The organism is Corynebacterium endometrii, assembly GCF_004795735.1.
Taxonomy (GTDB): Bacteria; Actinomycetota; Actinomycetes; order Mycobacteriales; family Mycobacteriaceae; genus Corynebacterium; species Corynebacterium endometrii.
Map to the genome: position 1 here is coordinate 1,200,411 of NZ_CP039247.1, position 22,190 is coordinate 1,222,600.

Here is a 22,190-nt window from a genome sequence, read left to right on the forward strand (position 1 = left end):
AATTTTGGTCAGCTTTTCAATGAGCGTGAGCTTGTTGAATAAGTTTGTCTTTATTTTTTGTTAGGTATTGGGCTTTTCACGGCCTTTAGTCTTTATTTTTCTTATAGAGATTTTTGTGGAGAGTTTGATCCTGGCTCAGGACGAACGCTGGCGGCGTGCTTAACACATGCAAGTCGAACGGAAAGGCTTCTAGCTTGCTAGAGGTACTCGAGTGGCGAACGGGTGAGTAACACGTGGGTGATCTGCCCCTAACTTCGGGATAAGCTTGGGAAACTGGGTCTAATACCGGATAGGACCATGCTTTAGTGTGTGTGGTGGAAAGTTTTTTCGGTTAGGGATGAGCCCGCGGCCTATCAGCTTGTTGGTGGGGTAATGGCCTACCAAGGCGTCGACGGGTAGCCGGCCTGAGAGGGTGTACGGCCACATTGGGACTGAGATACGGCCCAGACTCCTACGGGAGGCAGCAGTGGGGAATATTGCACAATGGGCGGAAGCCTGATGCAGCGACGCCGCGTGGGGGATGACGGCCTTCGGGTTGTAAACTCCTTTCGCCAGGGACGAAGCGTTATGTGACGGTACCTGGATAAGAAGCACCGGCTAACTACGTGCCAGCAGCCGCGGTAATACGTAGGGTGCGAGCGTTGTCCGGAATTACTGGGCGTAAAGAGCTCGTAGGTGGTTTGTCGCGTCGTCTGTGAAATTCCGGGGCTTAACTCCGGGCGTGCAGGCGATACGGGCATAACTTGAGTGCTGTAGGGGAGACTGGAATTCCTGGTGTAGCGGTGAAATGCGCAGATATCAGGAGGAACACCGATGGCGAAGGCAGGTCTCTGGGCAGTAACTGACGCTGAGGAGCGAAAGCATGGGTAGCGAACAGGATTAGATACCCTGGTAGTCCATGCCGTAAACGGTGGGCGCTAGGTGTAGGGGGCTTCCACGTCTTCTGTGCCGTAGCTAACGCATTAAGCGCCCCGCCTGGGGAGTACGGCCGCAAGGCTAAAACTCAAAGGAATTGACGGGGGCCCGCACAAGCGGCGGAGCATGTGGATTAATTCGATGCAACGCGAAGAACCTTACCTGGGCTTGACATATACAGGACTGGTGCAGAGATGTATCTTCCCTTGTGGTCTGTATACAGGTGGTGCATGGTTGTCGTCAGCTCGTGTCGTGAGATGTTGGGTTAAGTCCCGCAACGAGCGCAACCCTTGTCTTATGTTGCCAGCACGTTATGGTGGGGACTCATGAGAGACTGCCGGGGTTAACTCGGAGGAAGGTGGGGATGACGTCAAATCATCATGCCCCTTATGTCCAGGGCTTCACACATGCTACAATGGTCGGTACAACGCGTTGCGACATCGTGAGGTGGAGCTAATCGCTGAAAGCCGGCCTTAGTTCGGATTGGGGTCTGCAACTCGACCCCATGAAGTCGGAGTCGCTAGTAATCGCAGATCAGCAACGCTGCGGTGAATACGTTCCCGGGCCTTGTACACACCGCCCGTCACGTCATGAAAGTTGGTAACACCCGAAGCCAGTGGCTCAAACTCGTTAGGGAGCTGTCGAAGGTGGGATCGGCGATTGGGACGAAGTCGTAACAAGGTAGCCGTACCGGAAGGTGCGGCTGGATCACCTCCTTTCTAAGGAGCATTTATTTTTTGCCTGCAGTTGCAGGTCCCGCACAGTGATGTGTGGGTGCGTATTGAGTAGGCGAGTGTTCTACTGTGCGCTTTATTTTTTTAATCGGGTGGAGACACACCACACGATGAACATGTCAATGGTTATGCGGCATGAAGTGTTGTGGAAAAGATTGTTGTGGGTATGTTGGTGCATTGTTGGGTGTCTGGGGCATTATTGTTCCTGGTTTAACCCCGCTAGAGTGATGCTGCAGATAGCACGTGTGTGTTGTGTGTGGTTGATGGTTGGTGGGGGTGTTGTGTGAGAACTGTATAGTGGACGCGAGCATCCATCACGCTGATGCATTGTTGTGTGTTGGTGTGGTGAGTGTATATTTCTTTATTCTTTTTGTGTTTTGTGTAGTTCACCGTGCATTACATGGTCTTCTTTCGCTTTTTGTGTAGGGGTTGTGTGGTGTGCGTTGTGTGTTCGTTATGAAGGGCGCATGGTGGATGCCTTGGCATGCTAAGCCGATGAAGGACGTGAAAGGCTGCGTTAAGCCTCGGGGAGTTGTCAATTAAGCGTTGATCCGAGGATGTCCGAATGGGGAAACCTACTTGTCGTTATGGGCAGGTACCTGCAAGTGAATTCATAGCTTGTGTGGGGGTAACGCGGGGAAGTGAAACATCTCAGTACCCGTAGGAAGAGAAAATAATAATGATTCTGCTAGTAGTGGCGAACGAACGTGGATGAGGCTAAACCGTGTGTGTGTGATACTTGACAGGGGTTGCGCATGCGGTGTTGTGGGCCTAGGCGTATCACAGCTGTTGATGTGGTGCCATATTGGATGATTGTTAGTTGAAGTGGTTTGGAATGACCCGCCGGAGAAGGTGAGAGCCCTGTAGGTGAAGGTGATTATCGTGTGGTTGTCTAGTTGCCCGAGTAGCAGCGGGCTCGTGGAATCTGCTGTGAATCTGCCGGGACCACCCGGTAAGCCTAAATACTTAGCGTGACCGATAGTGGATAGTACCGTGAGGGAATGGTGAAAAGTACCCCGGGAGGGGAGTGAAATAGTTCCTGAAACCATGTGCTTACAATCCGTCAGAGACCGTGAGTGTGGTTGATGGCGTGCCTTTTGAAGAATGAGCCTGCGAGTCAGCGGCATGTCGCGAGGTTAACCCGTGTGGGGTAGCCGTAGGGAAACCGAATCCTAATAAGGGTGTATGTAGTGGCATGTCCTGGACCCGAAGCGGGGTGATCTACCCATGGCCAGTGTGAAGCGATGGTAAGACGTCGTGGAGGCGCGAACCCACGTAGGTTGAAAACTGCGGGGATGAGCTGTGGGTAGGGGTGAAAGGCCAATCAAACTCCGTGATAGCTGGTTCTCCCCGAAATGCATTTAGGTGCAGCGTCGTATTAGCTTGTTGGAGGTAGAGCTACTGGTTGATTGAGCGGGACTACAATCTTAGCAATGTCAGCCAAACTCCGAATGCCAGCAATGTGGTGTACGGCAGTGAGACTGTGGGGGATAAGCTTCATAGTCGAAAGGGAAACAGCCCAGATCGCCGGTTAAGGCCCCTAAGGGTGTGCTAAGTGGAAAAGGATGTGGGATCGCGAAGACAGCCAGGAGGTTGGCTTAGAAGCAGCCATCCTTGAAAGAGTGCGTAATAGCTCACTGGTCGAGTGGTTCCGCGCCGACAATGTAGTGGGGCTCAAGCACACCGCCGAAGCCGCGGCAATATTTTTATATTGGGTAGGGGAGCGTCGTGTACTGCGTTGAAGCGTTACCGTAAGGCGGCGTGGAGTGTATACGAGTGAGAATGCAGGCATGAGTAACGAATTGAACAGTGAGAATCTGTTCCGCCGGATGACTAAGGGTTCCTGGGTCAAGTTCGTCTTCCCAGGGTGAGTCGGGACCTAAGGCGAGGCCGACAGGCGTAGTCGATGGACAACCAGTTGATATTCTGGTACCCGTAAACACGCGCCCATGGTAAAGCAGTGATACTAACCACCCACAATGTTTCCCGCCTTACTCTTTGAGTAGGTGGGTTACTGCGTGCGTGGGGCCTAAACTGTGGTCCAAGCGATGGGGTGACACAGGAGGGTAGCCAAGCCACTTATTGGATTGTTGGTGTAAGCGTGTAGCCGATGGTGTAGGCAAATCCGCACCTGGTAGGTCAGACGTGACGCATAGCCCTAAACAGGGTGAAGTTGGTGATCCCATGCTGTCGAGAAAAGCCTCTAGCGATGTGTGTTTATGGCCCGTACCCCAAACCGACACAGGTAGTCAGGTTGAAAATACTAAGGCGTTCGGGTGAACTGTGGTTAAGGAACTCGGCAAAATGCCCCCGTAACTTCGGGAGAAGGGGGACCACACGAGGTGACAACCCATGCGGTTGAAAGCGTTGTGTGGTCGCAGAGAATAGAGGGAAGCGACTGTTTATCAAAAACACAGGTCCATGCGAAGACGTTAAGTTGATGTATATGGACTGACGCCTGCCCGGTGCTGGAAGGTTAAGAGGACCGGTTAGAAACCTTTGGTTTCGAAGCTGAGAATTTAAGCCCCAGTAAACGGCGGTGGTAACTATAACCATCCTAAGGTAGCGAAATTCCTTGTCGGGTAAGTTCCGACCTGCACGAATGGCGTAACGACTTCCCTGCTGTCTCAACCACAGGCCCGGTGAAATTGCACTACGAGTAAAGATGCTCGTTACGCGCGGCAGGACGAAAAGACCCCGGGACCTTCACTATAGCTTGGTATTGGTATTCGGTTCGGTTTGTGTAGGATAGGTGGGAGACTATGAAACCGTCACGCCAGTGATGGCGGAGTCGTTGTTGAAATACCACTCTGATCGGATTGGATACCTTAACCTTGGCCCATGATCTGGGTTGGGGACAGTGCCTGGTGGGTAGTTTAACTGGGGCGGTTGCCTCCCAAAAAGTAACGGAGGCGCCCAAAGGTTCCCTCAGCCTGGTTGGCAATCAGGTGGTGAGTGTAAGTGCACAAGGGAGCTTGACTGTGAGAGAGACATCTCGAGCAGGGACGAAAGTCGGGACTAGTGATCCGGCACCAACTTGTGGATGTGGTGTCGCTCAACGGATAAAAGGTACCCCGGGGATAACAGGCTGATCTTCCCCAAGAGTCCATATCGACGGGATGGTTTGGCACCTCGATGTCGGCTCGTCGCATCCTGGGGCTGGAGTAGGTCCCAAGGGTTGGGCTGTTCGCCCATTAAAGCGGCACGCGAGCTGGGTTCAGAACGTCGTGAGACAGTTCGGTCTCTATCCGCCGCGCGCGTTGAAACTTGAAAAAGGCTGTCCCTAGTACGAGAGGACCGGGACGGACGTACCTCTAGTGTGCCAGTTGTTCCGCCAGGAGCACCGCTGGTTGGCTACGTACGGAAGGGATAACCGCTGAAAGCATCTAAGCGGGAAGCCTGTTTTAAGATGAGGTTTCATTCGAGGTCCCCTAAAGACTATGGGGTTGATAGGCCAGACATGGAAGCATCGCAAGATGTGAAGTCTACTGGTACTAATAGACCAAAACAAACACCAAAAAGACAACACAAACACCAAAACAAGAAACACACGCACGCCGTGCACGCGTCCACTATGCAGTATCTGACACAACACCAGGCCAGCACACACACATGTGCCCCGGTGACTTGTCGGTGGTCAATAGCGGCAGGGAAACGCCCGGACCCATTCCGAACCCGGAAGCTAAGCCTGCCCGCGCTGATGGTACTGCAACCGGGAGGTTGTGGGAGAGTAAGTTACCGCCGACACCAAACATAAACAACTAGATAGAGGATGATAAGGCTCTAGAGGATAATTGCATCCTCTAGGGCCTTATCGCCGTTTTACCTGCTTGTTAATTCGTTTCCTTTTAACGTTGCGATTGCAGATAGAATGGCGCGAGACCAGTTTCTTACACTTACGACTTAAGCCTAGAAAGAGAAACCTTTTATATGTCTGATCGATACAACAACGGCAATCGCGATTCTGACCGCCGTGGTGGGAAGTCTCACGGAAGCGATAATCGTCGTGGCGGCGGGCGCCGTTTTGATCGGCGCAAGGATACTCGGGACTCCAGAGACGGCGAGCGTCGTGAGGGCAGGGGAGAACGCAACCGCAATTATCGCGACCGCGACGACGCACGCGGGTATGGCAACCGCGACGATCGGAAGGGGGGACGCCGTGGCGGCGGGCGCGACGATCGACGGGAGTACGATCGGAATAACGATGAACGCCGCACTAACCGGCGCTCTGACAATGGCGACAATCGCCGCGATCGCGGCAACCATCAGCGCCGTGACAACCGTGGACACCGCAAGGACGAACGCCAGCGGGATAAGAAAATCTCTCCACAGCGTGCCGGCTTCCGCGAGGAGCGTCTTAACCGCCGCATGACCGATCCGGATATTCCTGCTGACATTAACCCGGAGGATTTGGATCCACTAGTGCTCCAGGATCTAAAGGTTCTGTCCAAGGAGAATGCCGATGCCGTAGCCAAACACATGATTATGGCCGCTACGTGGATGGACGATGATCCGCAGCTAGCGCTGCGTCATGCCCGCGCCGCCAAGGACCGCGCGGGACGCGTGTCCGTTGCGAGGGAATTGTGCGGCATTGCCGCTTATCGCGCGGGAGAATGGAAGGAGGCGCTAGCGGAGCTACGTGCCGCGCGCCGCATGTCTGGAGGCCCAGGCATGATCGCGGTTATGGCCGATTGCGAGCGCGGTCTTGGCCGGCCGGAAAAGGCTATCGAATTAAGCCGTAGCCCGGAAGCCCAAAATCTAGATCGCGAAACCGGCATCGAGCTCGCCATCGTTGTAGCAGGCGCACGCATTGACATGGACCAGCCTGAATCCGCGGTTGTCACTATCCAACGCGCCCGCCCGGACAAGGCTGAGCGCGGGGTTAGCGCTTGCCGCCTGGCTTACGCTTACGGCAATGCGCTTGCCGAAGCTGGCCGCAAGGAGGAGGCGATTGAGTGGTTCAAGCACTCCGTATCCATCGATGAGGCTGACTGGACCGACGCCAAGGATCGTCTCCACGAACTAAACGCTTCCTAGTCGAAGGGAACTGATTAATGAGCTTGCTGGAAAATTATGATGCCCTGCTATTGGATCTTGACGGCACCGTCTGGGAGGGTGGCCGGGCAATCCCTAGCGCGGTTGACGTGATTAATTCCTGTGGCCTCGGGGCTATGTACATCACGAATAATGCATCGCGAGCGCCCGAACTCGTGGCCGAAAAGCTCCAAGGCATCGGCCTGAATGCCAGCCCACAGCAGGTATTGACTTCCGCGCAGGCGGCGGTGACGCTCGCGGCGGATAAGCTAAAGACTGGTGCAAAGGTTCTAGTCGTCGGCGCGGATTCCTTCCGGGAACTTGCCCGCGCCGCCGGCTTCGAGGTGGTCACCAGCGCTGAGGATAATCCTGCAGCGGTGCTCCAAGGCTTCGACCCAAGCGTTGATTGGGCGATGCTCACAGAGGCCGCTCTAGCGATTCGAAACGGTGCCCAATTTATCGCCTCGAACCTGGATACCTCGCTGCCCACGGAACGGGGGTTGGCCGTAGGTAACGGCTCCCTCGTGGCGGCGGTTACCTCCGCAACCGGCGTTCGCCCAATATCGGCTGGCAAGCCGGAATGCGCCATGTTCTTACAAGCGGCAGAGCTGATCGGGTCGAAAAGGCCTCTCGCGGTGGGAGATCGCCTGGATACGGATATAGCGGGAGGCAACGCGGCAGCCATGGATACCTTCCACGTCCTCACTGGCGTCAGCGGCGCCATGGATCTTATCGAGGCACCCCAAGGGCTGCGCCCCGATTACATCGGGGCTAACATGTCTGATCTCAGCCTGAGTTCCGAGCAGTTGCGTCCTGGAGCCCAAGGCGGATTCACCGCCCGCATCGATGGTTATGATCTCCTTCTGGAGCGAGGAGATGAAGGGGCTACCCCGATCCAAGCTCTGCGCACCGTATTAGAAGTGGTGTGGGCGATGCCTGAGCCGCCACGTTATATCCATCCGCGCTCGGATGTAGCGGAGCAAGCAACGAAAGCCTGGCAATAATGTCTAGGCCCATCCCGCGTGATCCTCGAGCGCTGCACACCAACCCGTCTCAGGTCGATGCAGCCATCGCGGAGATCCTCGGGCAGCCCGTGGATGGCTTGGCGGAAGAGGTAGAACAGCTAGAAAAGGCGCACGAGGTACTTCGTGATGCCCTGCAGGAGAATTAATGGCACCACAGCGCAGAAGGCTTGACGCGGAACTCGTACGGCGAAAGATCGCCCGTTCCAGAGAGCAAGCCGTAGAGATGATCAAGGATGGGCGCGTATATGTAGGGGGCTTCAATGCCAAAAAGCCTGCCACCATTGTCGAGCCGGAGGCTTCGATCAGGGTTGAGGAAAGCGAGGACCAACAGTGGGCATCCCGCGGTGCCCACAAGCTCCTTGGCGCCCTTGAAGCCTTTCCGGTCGAAGTTGAAGGTTTAAGCGTCTTGGATGCCGGTGCCTCCACTGGTGGATTTACAGACGTTTTGCTGAGCAAGCAAGCCGCGAGGGTGCTCGCCGTGGATGTTGGCTATGGTCAGCTGCTGTGGCGTCTGCAAAACGATGACCGTGTCGAGGTTTATGACCGCACCAACATACGCCACCTGTCCACCGAACTCATCGGGGGCCAAGTGGATGCGATGGTGGGCGATCTATCCTTTATCTCGCTAAAACTTGTGCTGCCGGCCATCGTCGAATGCGTGAAAGAGGGCGGGTTCCTCCTGCCAATGGTCAAGCCGCAATTCGAGGTGGGCAAGGACCGTCTAGGCTCGGGAGGCGTGGTGCGCTCGCCGGCTTTGCGGGCTGAGGTCACACAGGATATCGCCAATTTCGGCCTAACCCTTGGTCTATCCTGTCGAGGGGTTAGCGCCTCACCGCTGCCCGGGCCGAGCGGGAACGTTGAATACTTCCTATGGTTGGTCAAAGATGGCGGCGCAACGCACCCATCGGATACGGAACTCGAAGCGATGATACGCAAAGCGGTTGAGGAAGGACCACAATGAGCACCATGTTCCAGTCGCGTACTGAGGACGGCCAGCGCACCATCTTGCTGGTTCCTCACACGGGCCGCCCAGACAATATCGCCTCCACCGAGAAAGCTGCCCGCCTGCTTTCCGAAGCCGGAATCGCGGTCCGAGTATGCGCCGATGAGTCGTATCTAAGCGGCTGGGACCATGTTGCGCATGGGCCCGAGGCAGCGCACGGCTGCGACTTGGTCCTGGTGCTTGGAGGCGACGGGACATTCCTGCGCGGCGCAGACATGGCTTACCAAGAAGACGTGCCTGTGTTGGGAATCAACTTGGGCCACGTTGGCTTTCTAGCTGAAGGCGAAGCCTCAAGCTTCGATGAGGTCATCTCACGCGTCATCGCCCGTGATTACCGCGTTGAGGATCGCATGACCATCACGGTCAAAGTGATCGATTCGGAAGGAAACACGCTTGGAACGAATTGGGCGCTTAATGAGGTCAGCATCGAAAACACCAACCGGTCTGGTGTTCTGGACGCCATACTCGAGGTAGACGCTCGCCCGGTGACCGCCTTTGGATGCGATGGCATAATCATCTCCACGCCCACGGGTTCAACCGCGTACGCGTTTTCCGCCGGCGGGCCCGTGTTGTGGCCGGAACTGGACGCAATGCTCGTCGTTCCAAATAACGCTCATGCGCTGTTTACCAAGCCCTTGGTTGTCTCGCCGAAGTCCACCGTGGCGGTGGAATCCGCGTCCACTACAGCGGAAGCCGTGATCGCCATGGACGGATTCCGCACGATCTCGATGCCGCCAGGTTCGCGGCTTGAGGTGATGCGAAGCAAGCAGCCCGTGCGGTGGGTTCGCCTCGATGATCGTCCGTTTACTGACCGCCTTGTCACCAAGCTCCACCTGCCGGTCCACGGTTGGCGCGGGCCGCAAAGGTAGAGTTGATACGTGCTCACTGATATTTCGATCGAAAACCTAGGCGTCATACACTCGTCCTCGGCGGAGCTCTCCTCTGGGCTGACCGTTCTCACCGGTGAGACCGGTGCGGGCAAGACCATGGTTGTCACGGGGTTAAGGCTCCTCGCGGGCGGGCGTGCGGACGCGTCCAGGGTGCGCTCGGGGGCGGAAAAGGCGTTCGTCGAGGGCCGTTTTTCAACGCCTTCCCCACGTGTGGCGGCATTGGTTGAGGAAGCCGGCGGACACGCGGACGAAAACGGTGAATACATCGCAACTCGTGCGGTTTCCGCCAATGGACGCTCTAAGGCTTATTTAGGAGGACGTTCGGTTCCCGCCGCGACGTTGAGCGAGTTCGCCACAGAGATCATCACCGTCCATGGACAAAATGATCAGCTGCGCCTACTTGCTCCCGACCAGCAGCTCGCGGCGCTCGACCGATCCGATGAGAAAATCGCGCCGCTGCTTAAGACCTATTCGGAGGCATTTAGGCAATGGCGAGCGTTAGTAAAAGACTTCAAGACTAGAAGTCAATCCCGCAGGGAACTGGCCCAAGAGGTAGACCGGCTGCAATTTGCCATCAATGAGATCGATTCCATCGCGCCCGAATCCGGCGAGGACGAAGAGCTCCTACGCACAATCAAGCGCCTGCAGGACGTGGATGAGCTGAGCACGGCGGCGACCACGGCTTTAAGCGCCATCGATGGGCCCGAGGCAGCGGGTGGCGGCGGCGCCTTCGATGCGGAGTCCGCCTCCGAGTTACTGGGGCAGGCCGAAGCGGCGCTGAGCTCCAGTGAGGACGCAGAGCTAGCCGCGCTCGGCCAACGCCTCGGGGAAATCACGTCCCAGCTCGGCGATATCGCAAGCGAGTTGGGATCTTTTTTGAACACGTTCCCGGCGGACGCTTCGCAGCTCGAGGCGTCTTTGCTTCGCCAACAGGAATTAAAGTCATTGACGCGAAAGTACGCACCGAGCGTCGATGAGGTTATCGCCTGGCGTAACGACGCTGAGCAGCGGTTGGCTAGCATCGACACGTCGTCGGAAGCGCTTGAGGCGTTAAAGAAGCGGGTCATGGCCGCCGAGGAGACCATGGTGGGGCACGCTGAAAAGCTCACCGCGGCCCGCAAAGCCGCGGCAGCCAAGCTCGGCGAGGCGGTTACCGAGGAGCTGCACGGCTTGGCAATGCCTAAGGCCCGCATTGAGGTGGAGGTGCGCTCTGCGAAGTACTCCAAGACTGGCGCCGACGAGGTGGAATTGCTGCTTGCCCCCAACGCCAGCGCTCCGGGCAAACCCCTGGCGTCGGCGGCATCCGGCGGTGAGCTTTCCCGCGTCATGCTTGGGCTGGAGGTAATCCTGTCGGCGAATTCATCGGATACCACGCTGGTCTTTGACGAGGTGGACGCGGGCGTTGGCGGGCGTGCGGCGGTTGAGATTGGCCGCAGGTTAGCGCGGTTAGCGACGCACAACCAGGTAATTGTGGTCACCCACCTGCCGCAGGTTGCGGCGTACGCAGACACCCACTTGCATGTAGCTAAGGACGTCACCGATGAATCCGTGACCTCCGGCGTGCTGACCCTGAGCAACGAGCAGCGCGTCGAGGAGTTGGCCCGCATGCTCGCGGGCTTGGATGATACCGAAACCGGTAGGGCTCACGCCCAAGAGCTATTCCAGCGTGCGCAAAAAGAGGTGGCGGAGTTCCGCTAAACCCTCAGGTTAAGGTTTAAACCCGCGCGCCTTCACCATTTTGCGCCGCGAAACGGCAAGAATGTCCAGCATGAGTCTGTTTTCCCGCAACGCTGATCTGCCAGGCCTCCACGGTCATCTCCGTGACTGCACCCCAACGGGTAAGGGCCTCAAGAAATTCAATGCCGGCGACATTGCCGTCATCAACGCCTCTGATATATCGCGCCAAGAGGCCCAGTCGCTAGTGGACGTCAAACCGTCCGCGGTGGTCAATGTGGGCAAGTTCACCACAGGCCGCATCCCAAATTACGGCCCGCATATGCTGCTCGACGCCGACGTGATGCTGCTTGATGGTGTGGGTGAGGATTTCATTAACGGTTTCAAGGACGGCAAGAAGGCGCGCATTACGGAAGACGGGACGGTCTACCTGGGGGAGCAGGCTATCGGCGCGGGGTCCATAATCGAACGTGAGCAAGCGGAAAGGAATTTTTCCGAAGCCCAGCGGGGCCTCATCGATCACATGGAAGCCTACTTTGGAAACTCCATTGAGCTCATTCATTCTGAGGGGCCGCTGCTCATTGATGGTCTGGGCATTCCTGACGCGGGCGCCGAAATGAAGGGCCGCAAGGTCCTGGTAGTCTCACCGAGCGAGGACCACGCCGCGAAGGTCAAGTCGTTGCGCAATTTCATTCGGGAATACGAACCGGTCATCGTTGGAGTGGATTCGGCCGCGAACACCCTTATGGACATGGGGTACAAGCCGAACCTGATCATCGGCAACCCCTCCACCATGGGTTCCGAGGCGCTGCGCAGCGGCGCGGCGGTGGTGCTGCCCGCCACTCCCGATGGACATGCGGACGGCCTGGAACGCATTCAGGACCTGGGAATTGGCGCCATGACATTCCCGGCGGCCATCGAATCCTCTACGGATCTTGCCCTGCTGCTCGCGGATTACCACGAGGCGCAGATGATTGTTCAAGTAGGCAATTCCGTGGACCTTGACGATATTTTCGCCAACGGCGAGCATGCGACTCCGGCGGCCCTGCTGGCCCGCATGAAGGCGGGCACCACGCTGGTTGATGCGGACTCCGTCATCAACCTGTACACCGCTCCATCCCGTGGCGGGGGCGCGTGGCTCTGGGCGGCGCTAGGGCTTTTAGTGGCTGTAGCCACGATAGTTCTGATCGTCGGTTTCGGTGGTTCCTCAGATTTTTCCACCAACCTTTCCGAAACGTGGGATAACTTGCTCACGGCGGTGTCCGGGTGGTTCGGCAACTAGGCACTAGACTCAGAAAGTAGGAATCTTTCATGCCAAAGGCATCGAGGAACGGCGGGCTTGTAGTAGCAGGCCTAGGATTTGGTATAGCGGCGGGCACGGCGCTCGGCGCCCTAGTTGTGGGGCCCAACCTGAACGGTGGCGACGCCGGTGAGGGCGGGCTGCGTGAGGAGCACCGCCGGGTGCTGCAAAGCACCCAGATTCTTGAAGCCCAGTCCAAAACCGGAGATTCGGTGATCTCTGATCTCTCCGGCGACCTTGTTCAGGGAACGCTAGACGCGCGCCCGGTAATGATCATCGCCGCGCCGGACGCGGTGGAATCAGACATCAAAGCGGTGAAATCCCTGCTCGAGCAGACCGGTGCGGTCAACGCCGGAACCATCAACCTGGATCAGCGCTTCTTCCACCAAGACGGAGCCGAGGAGTTGAAATCACTGGTAGCCAACACGCTGCCGGCGGGCGCCCAGCTCAGTACTCAGGATCTCGCCTCCGGCACCCACGCGGGTAACGCACTAGGCGCCGCGCTCCTGCTTGATCCCGCAACGGCGGAGCCTCTAGCCAGTGTCGAAGAACGCGCGGACATGCTGCAGGCGCTACGGGATTCAGGATTCATCGATTACGAGTCCGGGACTATCCTCCCGGCCCAGGCCATCATCGTCGTCTCGGGCCGCGGCGGAGACGAATTCTTTACAGACAATCTCCTCCGCTTTGTCGAAGCTATGGACGCCGCCGGTGGAAACACCGTCTACGCGGCGCGCATAGAGCAGGCTTCGGAAGGCGGGATTATCGACTCGCTTAGGGCTAAGACTTCCGAGATTTCCACGGTCGACTCTCTCGGCAACGCGTGGGCCCGTCTAGCTGCCGTGCTAGCCACGGAGGAGCAACTCAATGGCGGTTCGGGGGCCTACGGAGCCGCCTCATCCGCCGAGGCTGCGGCGCCGACGCTGCCGGACAGGGGATAGCAGCGATGGGCCATACGTTTGAGGTCACCGACTCAGATTTGATACTGGATGCGCCGATCATCGCCGTCCGCCGCGATACTGTCCGGATGCCCGGGGGATCCCTGGCCCACAGGGAAGTGGTTGAGCACTTCGGCGCCGTGGCGGTTGCCGCGGTTGATAGTGAGGGCCGGATTGCCATGGTTAAGCAGTGGCGCCAGTCAGTTAAGCGGCGCCTGTGGGAACTGCCGGCCGGCCTGCTGGATATCAAAGATGAGGATCCGCTGGAATGCGCCAAACGCGAGCTCCAAGAAGAAGCCGGCCTGTCCGCCAAGTCCTGGATGGGACTTGCTGATCTAGTTACCTCCCCCGGATTTTGTGAAGAGGCCGTGCGCGTCTACCTTGCCACTGACCTGTCCGCGGTGGAGCGCCCATCGCCGGCCGATGATGAGGAAGCGGATCTCAGCATGGACTGGGTTGACCTGGAGGAGGCCGCGGCCCGCGTGGTGCGCGGGGAGATTAATAACTCCATCGCGGTCTCCGGCATCCTCGCCGCCAGGGCCGTGCTGCGGGATGGACTCGAAGGCTTTAGCCCCAGTAGGGACTTTGATTTGCGCCCGCAATCCCTGGCCGGCCGGCGCTCTGGCCCCGATCTCAAGAAAGGCTAGGCGGTGGCGGACCTGCGAGCTAGCGCCACCGGTTGGCTTGACCACTTAGCGGTGGAGAAGGGCTCTTCGGCCAATACGCTGAGCAACTACCGGCGAGATCTCAACCGCTACCTTGAGTGGCTTGAGGCCGCACGGATATCTGACCTGGAAGCGGTGACCACCGCCGATGTGGAGCAATATCTTAAGGATTTGCAGACTGGATGGGATGGGCACAAGCCACTTGCTGCGTCGTCAAGCGCGCGGGCGCTCATCGTAGCCCGCGGCTTTCACAAGTTTGCCCTGTCTGAAGGTGCCGTTTCCCGCGACGTGGCCGCCGAGGTGGCCCCTCCCCATAAGATCCAGCACCTACCGGAGACTCTGAGCATCGATCAGGTCACGGCGCTGATTGAATCGCCGCCCAGCGGTGAAAACGCCACCCCGGTCAATCTGCGCGACCGGGCGGTGCTAGAGATGCTTTACGGGACCGGCGCCCGGATTTCGGAGCTCATGGGACTTACCGTGGATTCTATTAATAATTCCGACGGCATCTTGCGCCTGGCTGGAAAGGGCAACAAGGAGCGCATCGTGCCGGTGGGCTCGCAAGCGCGTAAAGCTTGCGAGGAGTACCTAGTGCGCGCACGCCCGGCCCTATCGAAGGGCAAGACTCACGCGCTTTTCCTCAACACGCGCGGTGGGGCCCTGACTCGCCAATCGGCGTGGGCAATCGTGCAGCTCGCAGCCCAGCGCGCCGGTCTAGGTGACAAAATATCCCCGCACACTTTGCGGCATTCCTTCGCCACCCATCTCCTGCAGGGGGGCGCCGATGTGCGTACCGTACAGGAATTATTGGGGCATAGTTCTGTTACAACAACCCAGATCTATACGCATGTGACCGCGGACAATCTGCGCGAGGTATGGCGCACAGCCCACCCTCGCGCCTAGGTTCTCACGCGCGGGAGCGAAAAATTAGTTCGGCAGGGAAAATTAAACCCCCTCTCCGGTGCGCTTGGGAGTCAACATCGGCGGTGTTCAGCGTCGCATGGACTAATGGGTATAGGCTGTCGCGCTCGCTGACGCGCGGATTTGGCTTCCCACTTACATCTTGTACAGCGCTTAAGTCAAGCGTTTACCCTTTACCCTCCGGGCTTTACTGCCCTAATCTATGGCAAAGACGAGCAACAGGGTAGTGTATAAATGACAGCCGTGTCATTCGGGCGCGGCGGCGTAGGGGCCCATCTAGGAATCCAGCGCTGTTGCTCAACGCCCGGGAAGGCGCACGAAAGTACACGAAAACCTGCGGGCCCACCGCAGTCAAGGAAGCAGGTGTGACTGTGATCAATGATGCATTGTTTGATGCCTCAGCAGCTGAAGTTGGTCTGACGGGACGCCCTATTCGCGAACTCCCGCAGCCCGAACCTCTTTCACAGCATGGACCCGCAACCATTATCTCCATGTGTAACCAGAAGGGTGGGGTGGGTAAAACCACCTCTACCATCAATTTGGGCGCGTGCCTGGCCGAGCTGGGGCGTAAAGTCCTCATGGTTGACTTGGACCCGCAGGGGGCATTGTCAGCGGGCCTAGGCCTCGCCCACGATGAGATAGAAGACACCATCTATGACGTGATGCTGGACAACCAGACGTCCATTCATTCCGCCATCAAGAACACCGGCATCCCCGGCATGGATCTGGTTCCTGCAAACATTGACCTGTCCGCCGCCGAGATCCAGCTAGTCAATGAGGTGGGCCGCGAGCATACGCTGGCCCGTGCGTTGCGCCCGGTGCGCCGCGATTATGACTTCATCATCGTTGACTGCCAGCCATCCCTGGGCCTGCTGACGGTCAACGCCCTCGCCTGCTCGCACGGCGTGATTATTCCGATGGAGTGCGAGTTTTTCTCCTTGCGCGGTCTCGCTTTGCTTACGGATACCGTTGAGAAAGTTTCCGAGAGGATCAACTTTGATCTGGAAATCGTAGGCATTTTGGTCACTATGTATGACCGAAGGACCAAGCATGCTCGCGAAGTGATGAACCGCGTGGTGGACTATTTTGAGGATAAGGTCTTCGACACGGTCATTACGCGAACGGTTCGTTTCCCCGAGACTTCCGTGGCCGGAGAGCCAATCACCACATGGGCGCCGAACTCGCAGGCGGCGGCGCAATACAGGAACCTGGCGCTCGAAGTAATCGAGCGCACTAAAGGCTAATGGCTCGAGCCGCAACGACCCCTGAGGTTGTCCAACCGGAGATCGCCGGATTTCGCATCGCCCTGCGCAACTTCGAGGGCCCGTTTGACCTCCTTTTGCAGCTCATCTCCGCAAAGAAGATGGACATTACGGACGTTGCGTTATCCGAAGTTACGGACGAGTTTGTGGCCTACACTCGCGCCTTGGGTGATTCAGCGGATCTGGACGAAACTACGGACTTCCTGCTCATCGCCGCGACCCTCCTTGACCTTAAGGCGGCCCGCCTCCTGCCGCGGGGTGACGTGGATGATCTCGAGGACCTGGAGTTGTTGGAAACCAGAGACCTGCTGTTCGCGCGCCTGCTCCAGTACAGGGCTTACAAGCAGGTCGCGGAACAATTCGCCGAGTGGCAGCGGGCCGCGCAGAGGCAATACCCTCGTGCCGTAGGCATCGAGGAACAGTTTTCAGATTTGTTGCCTCCGGTAAAACTTGGCCACACCCCTGCTAGTTTCGCGGAGCTGGCCGCGGGCGTCTTTCGCCCCAAACCGCCGGAGGAGGTTGGGACAGGCCACATCCATCAGGTAGCGGTTTCCGTTCCGGAGCAGGCGGGAAAAATCATGGCAACACTCAAGCTTCTGGGGCAGGAACGCTGGATGAGTTTCGAAGCGCTGACTCGGGACTGCACTATATCGATACAGGTAGTCGGCAGGTTCCTGGCGCTACTGGAGCTATACAAGGCCAGGGCGGTCGACGCGGATCAGCCCGAAGCACTAGGGCCGCTAGCCGTCTCCTGGACCGGTCTCGACGTGGACCCGGCAGTCGTGGCCGCGGCCAACTGGGATTAGGGGAAAAGTTAGCCGGGGATTGACCATCCCTTGGCGGGTACCCGCGGGCAATAGAACTGGAGCGGTAGAATCCTTGCATTATGGATTTACCGCTCATTTCACAGCAGCGCTCGCGCTTGGAGTCCATCCTCCTGGTGCTCGATACACCAGCGGATGCGGAGGCCCTGTCCGCCGCACTCGAACTCGAGGTAGGGGAGGTCCGCGATATCCTCAACGAAATAGCCCGCGAATATGACTCGCGGGGTTCGGGGATTGAGCTCAAGGAGACCTCGGACGGGTGGCGCTTTTACACCCGGAAGGCCAACGCCGGCGCGGTGGAGCAATTCCTGCTTGATGGAAGCCAGACGAAGTTGTCGCGCGCCGCGCTAGAGACCTTGGCGGTGGTCGCGTACCGCCAGCCGGTGACCCGCGCTCAGGTGGCCGCGGTGCGCGGGGTAAACGTCGATGGCGTCATGCGCACGCTTACCTTACGCGGGTTAGTCCGCGAGTTGGATAACGAGGGTTTTGAAGGCTCGGCGCACCGATACGAAACAACGGAACTATTCCTGGAACTGTTGGGGATCGATTCGCTCAAGCGCCTGCCGGATTTGGCGCCGCTGCTCCCGGACATCGAATCTATAGAGGACGAATACTAGCCACCGCGCGAAGCATGGTTTGGGCCTTTTACCAATGAGCGGAAGGCAAAAGTTGGATCAAATCGCGTTGGAGCTGGAACTAGGCTAGGATGGCCGGGTACATATTAACTGCATACTCTCAAGAAAAGGACGCGTTTACCGTGACCAATCCCGCTCGCCGAGACGGCACACCGGAAAAGAAAAAGCGTGACAGTGACATCATTGTCTCCAACGCTAAGCCGGCCCGTCATCAGCACGTAGATAAGAAAAAGCGCCAGGCCACTGCAGAATCTGTTGCCAAGAATCTGGGCGCAGACTGGTTGTACGAAGACAAGAAATCAAAGTCAGCGGATTCCCCGCGCGGGGAGCGGCTGCAGAAGGTACTCGCGAAGGCGGGAGTGGCCTCCCGGCGCCACGCGGAGATCCTCATTGACAACGGGCGCGTTGAGGTCAACGGACGCATCGTTGTAAAGCAGGGCGTGCGCGTTAACCCCAACGTGGACATCATCCGCGTGGACGGGGTTCGCGTCAACGTCAATGAGGAACACCAGTACTTCATGCTGAACAAGCCACGCGGTTTGCAGTCCACCATGAGTGATGACATGGGGCGCCCTTGTGTGGGTGACCTCATCTCTGACCGCGTGGCCGCTGGGCAGCGCCTATTCCACGTGGGACGCCTGGATGCCGACACGGAGGGCCTGCTCCTACTCACCAACGATGGGGAGTTGGCGAACCGCTTGATGCACCCGAAGTATGAGGTGGCCAAGACCTATCTCGCAGAAGTGCTTGGCGAGGCTGACAACAAGCTGGTCAACCAACTCAAGGACGGAATTGAGCTGGAGGACGGCGTGGCCAAGGCGGATTACGTCCAGGTCGTGGACAAGAGCCAGGGTCGCTCCCTTATCCGTATCGAGTTGCACGAGGGGCGCAAGCACATTGTGCGCCGTATGCTCAAGGAGGCCGGGTTCCCGGTCCAGCGCCTGGTACGTACCAAGATTCATACCGTTCAACTGGGTGAATTGACCCCGGGTAAAATCCGCGCGCTGAACTCCAACGAGCTAACCAGCCTGTACAAGGCGGTGGGGATGTAATGCTAAGCAACATGCCTAATGGCGGCCTGGTTTTGGCCGTTGACGGACCGTCGGGTACGGGGAAATCCACTACGTGCCGCGCATTGGCCAAAAAGCTTGACGCTAAGTACGTAGATACAGGAGCGATGTATCGCGTGGCGACCCTGGCGGTGCTCCGCGAGGGCGTTGACCCCTCTGACGCCGCTGCGGTTAACAAGGTTACTGCCGATTTGCCTCTGACCGTCTCCGATGATCCGGATTCTACGGAGGTCCTGCTCGCCGGCGAGGATGTCTCCCGCGAGATTCGCGGCGATGAGGTCACGCGAAATGTCTCTGCGGTCTCTGCTATCCCAGAAGTGCGTGAAAACCTGGTCAATCTCCAGCGCAGGCTGGCTGCGGAAGCACACCGCGCCATCGTCGAGGGGCGCGATATCGGAACCGTGGTGCTGGCTGATGCTCCGGCTAAGGCGTACATGACCGCCTCCGCCGAAGTCCGTGCGCAGCGCCGCTATGACCAAAACGTCGCAGCCGGCATCGATACTGACTTTGAAACCGTGCTGGCCGACGTGGTGCGCCGCGACGAGGCGGATTCCTCCCGCGCCACCTCGCCGCTGCGTCCCGCCGATGACGCCACCGTTGTCGATACCTCTGAGATGAGCCCGGATGAGGTCATCTCCGCCCTAATTGCGGTAGTAGAAGAGTCCGCGAAGGAGCATGCTCATGGCTAATAAAGAACACAACGTCCCTAACCCAGAGGAAAACACCCAATTTTTCTACCCCCAGGGAAAGCTTGAGGAATCGGAGGTAGAGGACCGACACGGTGGCTGGGCCTCCCAAGACTTCGATGAATCCGAATTCAATTTTGACTTCGGCGATGAGAACTACTCCGCCGTCGAGGTAGTGGAAGCAGCCGATGGCTCCGATGATTTCGATGACGATTTTGACGGCGAATTCGATGAGTCGGAGTATGGCGAGGCTGACTATGGGGATGAGCCGCTCGGTGATGATTCCTACACCGAGGAAGACTGGGCCGAACTTGAGCGCGCCTACGGGGTTGGCAATGCCAGCCATGTTGAAGAAGCGCTATGCACTGTGGCGATCGTGGGCCGCCCCAACGTGGGCAAATCCTCGCTAGTAAATCGCTTCCTGGGCCGTCGCGAAGCGGTGGTTGAGGATCACCCAGGGGTTACCCGCGACCGCATTTCCTACGTCGCCGACTGGAACGGTCGCCGTTTCTGGGTCCAGGACACGGGTGGTTGGGACCCTAACGTCAAGGGAATCCACGCGGCCATCGCCCGCCAGGCCGAGGCGGCGATGGAAACCGCCGACGTAATCGTCATGGTGGTCGATACCAAGGTGGGGATCACCGAGACTGACATGGTGATGGCGCGCCGCTTGCAAAAGGCGCCCGTCCCGGTGATCCTGGTGGCCAACAAATTCGATTCCGATAATCAGTACGCGGACATGGCTGAGTTCTACGGCCTTGGCCTGGGCGATCCGTGGCCCGTATCGGCGCAGCACGGCCGCGGTGGGGCAGACGTTTTAGATGAAATCATGCGCCTGTTTCCCGATGAACCGCGCGCGAACTCGATTACCTCGGGGCCACGCCGCGTGGCCTTGGTGGGGAAGCCAAACGTGGGCAAGTCCTCGCTGCTGAACAAGTTTTCCGGCGAGGAGCGCTCCGTGGTGGACAACGTTGCCGGTACCACTGTCGATCCGGTGGACTCCCTCGTCCAGCTCGATGAGCACCTGTGGAAGTTCATAGATACGGCCGGATTGCGCAAGAAGGTTAAAAACGCCCAGGGCCACGAGTATTACGCGTCCCTGCGCACCCGAGGGGTCATCGATGCCGCGGAGGTCTGCATCATGCTGATCGACGCCTCTCAGGAGATCTCCGAGCAGGATCAGCGGGTGCTCAACATGGTCCTCGAGGCAGGCAAGGCCCTGGTCATTGCCTTTAACAAGTGGGATCTCATGGACGAGGACCGTCGTTACTACCTCGATCGTGAGATCGATGAGCAGCTCGCGCACCTGCCCTGGGTATCGCGCATTAATATTTCCGCCGAGACCGGCCGCGCCCTCCAGAAACTCGAGCCTGCGATGCTCGAGGCCCTCGAGTCATGGGATAAGCGCGTGACCACCGGCCAGCTCAATTCCTGGCTGCGCGAGGCGATTGCCGCCAACCCGCCGCCGATGAAGAACAACCGCCTGCCGCGTGTTCTCTTCGCCACCCAGGCCGCCACCCAGCCTCCCACCATCGTGCTGTTTACCACCGGATTCCTCGACGCAGGCTACCGCCGCTACCTGGAGCGCAAATTCCGCGAGCGCTTCGGTTTCCACGGCTCGCCCGTGCGCATCGCAGTCCGCGTGCGCGAGCGCCGAGGTGGCAAAGGCAAGCGTCGCTAGCCCGCTAGGTCTATAGCCCAAGCCCCGCGGCTTCCAGTGATGTGTTTTCCACTGGAAGTCGCGGGGCTTTTAGCATCGCCGGCCGGGGCCAATCCAAGATAGTGGGCTAGCCGCGCGCGTAGGTAAAAGCATCCGTGCGATAGATAATTTCGAGTTCTTGGTTGGGGGCAAACCCCATGTGCTCGAAGAGGTACCAATTGAGGTTGTGGGTCATGCGCTCGCGGATATGAGGTTTGGCACGCAGCCAGTAGGCGCGCGTATGCATAAGCTCATGGAGGCCTTCCGGGGTAGTGGCCTGGGCCCATTGCAGCCGCAGGTCTTTTTCAAGCCTCCACGGCGCGCTGACCTCCGGTACGAATCCAGCCCGGTGGATGTCCCCGGAGTGCATGATGCGCGATAGCCGCAGGAGCCACGGATCGGCCTCCACGGCCAGGGTATTCCACGCCAGCACCAGCCGCCCGTGCGGCGCGATTACGCGGTCAAGCTCGGAACTGGCCGCGCCCACGTCGCACCAGTGCCACGCCTGGGCGCACACAGCTGCATCAACACAGCTGTTGGGTAGCGCGGTGGCCTCGGCCGTGGCGCGCCAGACGGGCACGGCGATGTTGGCCCTGAGCACCTCGCACATTTCCTGAGACGGATCGATGGCGAAGACACGCTCGTTGCCGTTTCGTGGTCCCAAGTCCCTTGTGAGCTTGCCCGAACCGGCGCCAACATCGAGCACGCGAGAAAAACCGCGCACCAGCCCCGCAACTTCTTTGGGGTAGCCTGGACGCGCGTCGTCATAGTTCTTGGCGCCGCGCTGAAAGGCCGCGCCGGCGTCGCTTCGTGCAACCCGCGTGCTAAAGCGGGGGTTAGATGCGCGGCTGGGGGCCCGATAGGACGGGAAGTTTTCAGGGTTGGGCTGTGTTGACATCACCCAAAGAATCTACA

17 protein-coding genes and 3 rRNA genes are annotated in these 22,190 nt (G+C 58.5%); 19 read left to right on the plus strand and 1 reads right to left on the minus strand.

Going from position 1 to position 22,190, the window contains the following annotated elements; all coding sequences use genetic code 11:
* Positions 1-112: 112 nt before the first annotated feature.
* From CENDO_RS05405 to der, 19 genes are all read left to right on the plus strand, one after another.
* A 16S ribosomal RNA gene (locus CENDO_RS05405) occupies positions 113-1,634 on the plus strand.
* Positions 1,635-2,096: 462 nt separating this feature from the next.
* Positions 2,097-5,166 (plus strand): 23S ribosomal RNA (locus CENDO_RS05410).
* A gap of 112 nt (positions 5,167-5,278) precedes the next feature.
* Positions 5,279-5,396, plus strand: a 5S ribosomal RNA gene (gene rrf / locus CENDO_RS05415).
* Together the 16S, 23S and 5S rRNA genes form the textbook arrangement of a ribosomal RNA operon.
* Before the next feature lie 183 nt (positions 5,397-5,579).
* Positions 5,580-6,686 carry a hypothetical protein gene (locus CENDO_RS05420; RefSeq protein WP_136141125.1) on the plus strand — a complete coding sequence of 369 codons (1,107 nt, stop codon included), beginning with the start codon at positions 5,580-5,582 and terminating at the stop codon, positions 6,684-6,686.
* A 17-nt stretch (positions 6,687-6,703) separates the two neighbouring features.
* The gene (locus CENDO_RS05425; RefSeq protein WP_136141126.1) at positions 6,704-7,687 is read left to right on the plus strand and encodes an HAD-IIA family hydrolase; all 984 of its coding nucleotides are present in this window, start codon (positions 6,704-6,706) and stop codon (positions 7,685-7,687) included.
* On the plus strand, positions 7,687-7,854 hold the full coding sequence (locus tag CENDO_RS11160) for a hypothetical protein (RefSeq protein ID WP_168707176.1): 168 nt from the start codon (positions 7,687-7,689) through the stop codon (positions 7,852-7,854). The genes CENDO_RS05425 and CENDO_RS11160 overlap by 1 nt, the downstream gene beginning before the upstream one ends.
* Positions 7,854-8,669 carry a TlyA family RNA methyltransferase gene (locus CENDO_RS05430; RefSeq protein ID WP_136141127.1) on the plus strand — a complete coding sequence of 272 codons (816 nt, stop codon included), beginning with the start codon at positions 7,854-7,856 and terminating at the stop codon, positions 8,667-8,669. Before CENDO_RS11160 ends, CENDO_RS05430 begins: the two co-directional genes overlap by 1 nt.
* Before the next feature lie 5 nt (positions 8,670-8,674).
* Positions 8,675-9,580, plus strand: a complete 906-nt coding sequence (locus CENDO_RS05435) for an NAD kinase (protein WP_136142159.1) — start codon at positions 8,675-8,677, stop codon at positions 9,578-9,580.
* A 9-nt stretch (positions 9,581-9,589) separates the two neighbouring features.
* A complete protein-coding gene (recN, locus tag CENDO_RS05440; RefSeq protein ID WP_136141128.1) occupies positions 9,590-11,299 on the plus strand; it encodes a DNA repair protein RecN in 1,710 nt (569 codons plus the stop codon).
* 70 nt (positions 11,300-11,369) lie between these two features.
* Positions 11,370-12,557, plus strand: coding sequence for a putative cytokinetic ring protein SteA (steA, locus tag CENDO_RS05445; protein WP_136141129.1), 1,188 nt, complete (start codon positions 11,370-11,372; stop codon positions 12,555-12,557).
* A gap of 29 nt (positions 12,558-12,586) precedes the next feature.
* On the plus strand, positions 12,587-13,516 hold the full coding sequence (locus CENDO_RS05450; protein ID WP_136141130.1) for a copper transporter: 930 nt from the start codon (positions 12,587-12,589) through the stop codon (positions 13,514-13,516).
* Positions 13,517-13,521: 5 nt separating this feature from the next.
* The gene (locus CENDO_RS05455) at positions 13,522-14,160 is read left to right on the plus strand and encodes an NUDIX domain-containing protein (protein WP_136141131.1); all 639 of its coding nucleotides are present in this window, start codon (positions 13,522-13,524) and stop codon (positions 14,158-14,160) included.
* Positions 14,161-14,163: 3 nt separating this feature from the next.
* Positions 14,164-15,081 carry a site-specific tyrosine recombinase XerD gene (gene xerD / locus CENDO_RS05460; RefSeq protein ID WP_136141132.1) on the plus strand — a complete coding sequence of 306 codons (918 nt, stop codon included), beginning with the start codon at positions 14,164-14,166 and terminating at the stop codon, positions 15,079-15,081.
* 389 nt (positions 15,082-15,470) lie between these two features.
* Entirely contained in the window at positions 15,471-16,343 is an 873-nt protein-coding gene (locus CENDO_RS05465; protein WP_136142160.1) for a ParA family protein, read from the plus strand.
* Positions 16,343-17,167, plus strand: coding sequence for a segregation and condensation protein A (locus CENDO_RS05470; protein ID WP_136141133.1), 825 nt, complete (start codon positions 16,343-16,345; stop codon positions 17,165-17,167). The genes CENDO_RS05465 and CENDO_RS05470 overlap by 1 nt, the downstream gene beginning before the upstream one ends.
* Before the next feature lie 80 nt (positions 17,168-17,247).
* A complete protein-coding gene (gene scpB, locus CENDO_RS05475) occupies positions 17,248-17,802 on the plus strand; it encodes an SMC-Scp complex subunit ScpB (RefSeq protein ID WP_136141134.1) in 555 nt (184 codons plus the stop codon).
* Between the two features lie 140 nt (positions 17,803-17,942).
* Complete coding sequence (locus CENDO_RS05480) at positions 17,943-18,872, plus strand: pseudouridine synthase (RefSeq protein WP_136141135.1); 930 nt, start codon at positions 17,943-17,945, stop codon at positions 18,870-18,872.
* Entirely contained in the window at positions 18,872-19,579 is a 708-nt protein-coding gene (gene cmk, locus CENDO_RS05485) for a (d)CMP kinase (protein ID WP_136141136.1), read from the plus strand. The genes CENDO_RS05480 and cmk overlap by 1 nt, the downstream gene beginning before the upstream one ends.
* Positions 19,572-21,257, plus strand: a complete 1,686-nt coding sequence (gene der, locus CENDO_RS05490) for a ribosome biogenesis GTPase Der (RefSeq protein ID WP_136141137.1) — start codon at positions 19,572-19,574, stop codon at positions 21,255-21,257. The genes cmk and der overlap by 8 nt, the downstream gene beginning before the upstream one ends.
* 106 nt (positions 21,258-21,363) lie before the next feature.
* Here the strand turns inward: der and CENDO_RS05495 are convergent, their stop codons facing one another.
* Entirely contained in the window at positions 21,364-22,173 is an 810-nt protein-coding gene (locus CENDO_RS05495) for a class I SAM-dependent methyltransferase (protein WP_136141138.1), read from the minus strand.
* Between the last annotated feature and the right edge of the window lie 17 nt (positions 22,174-22,190).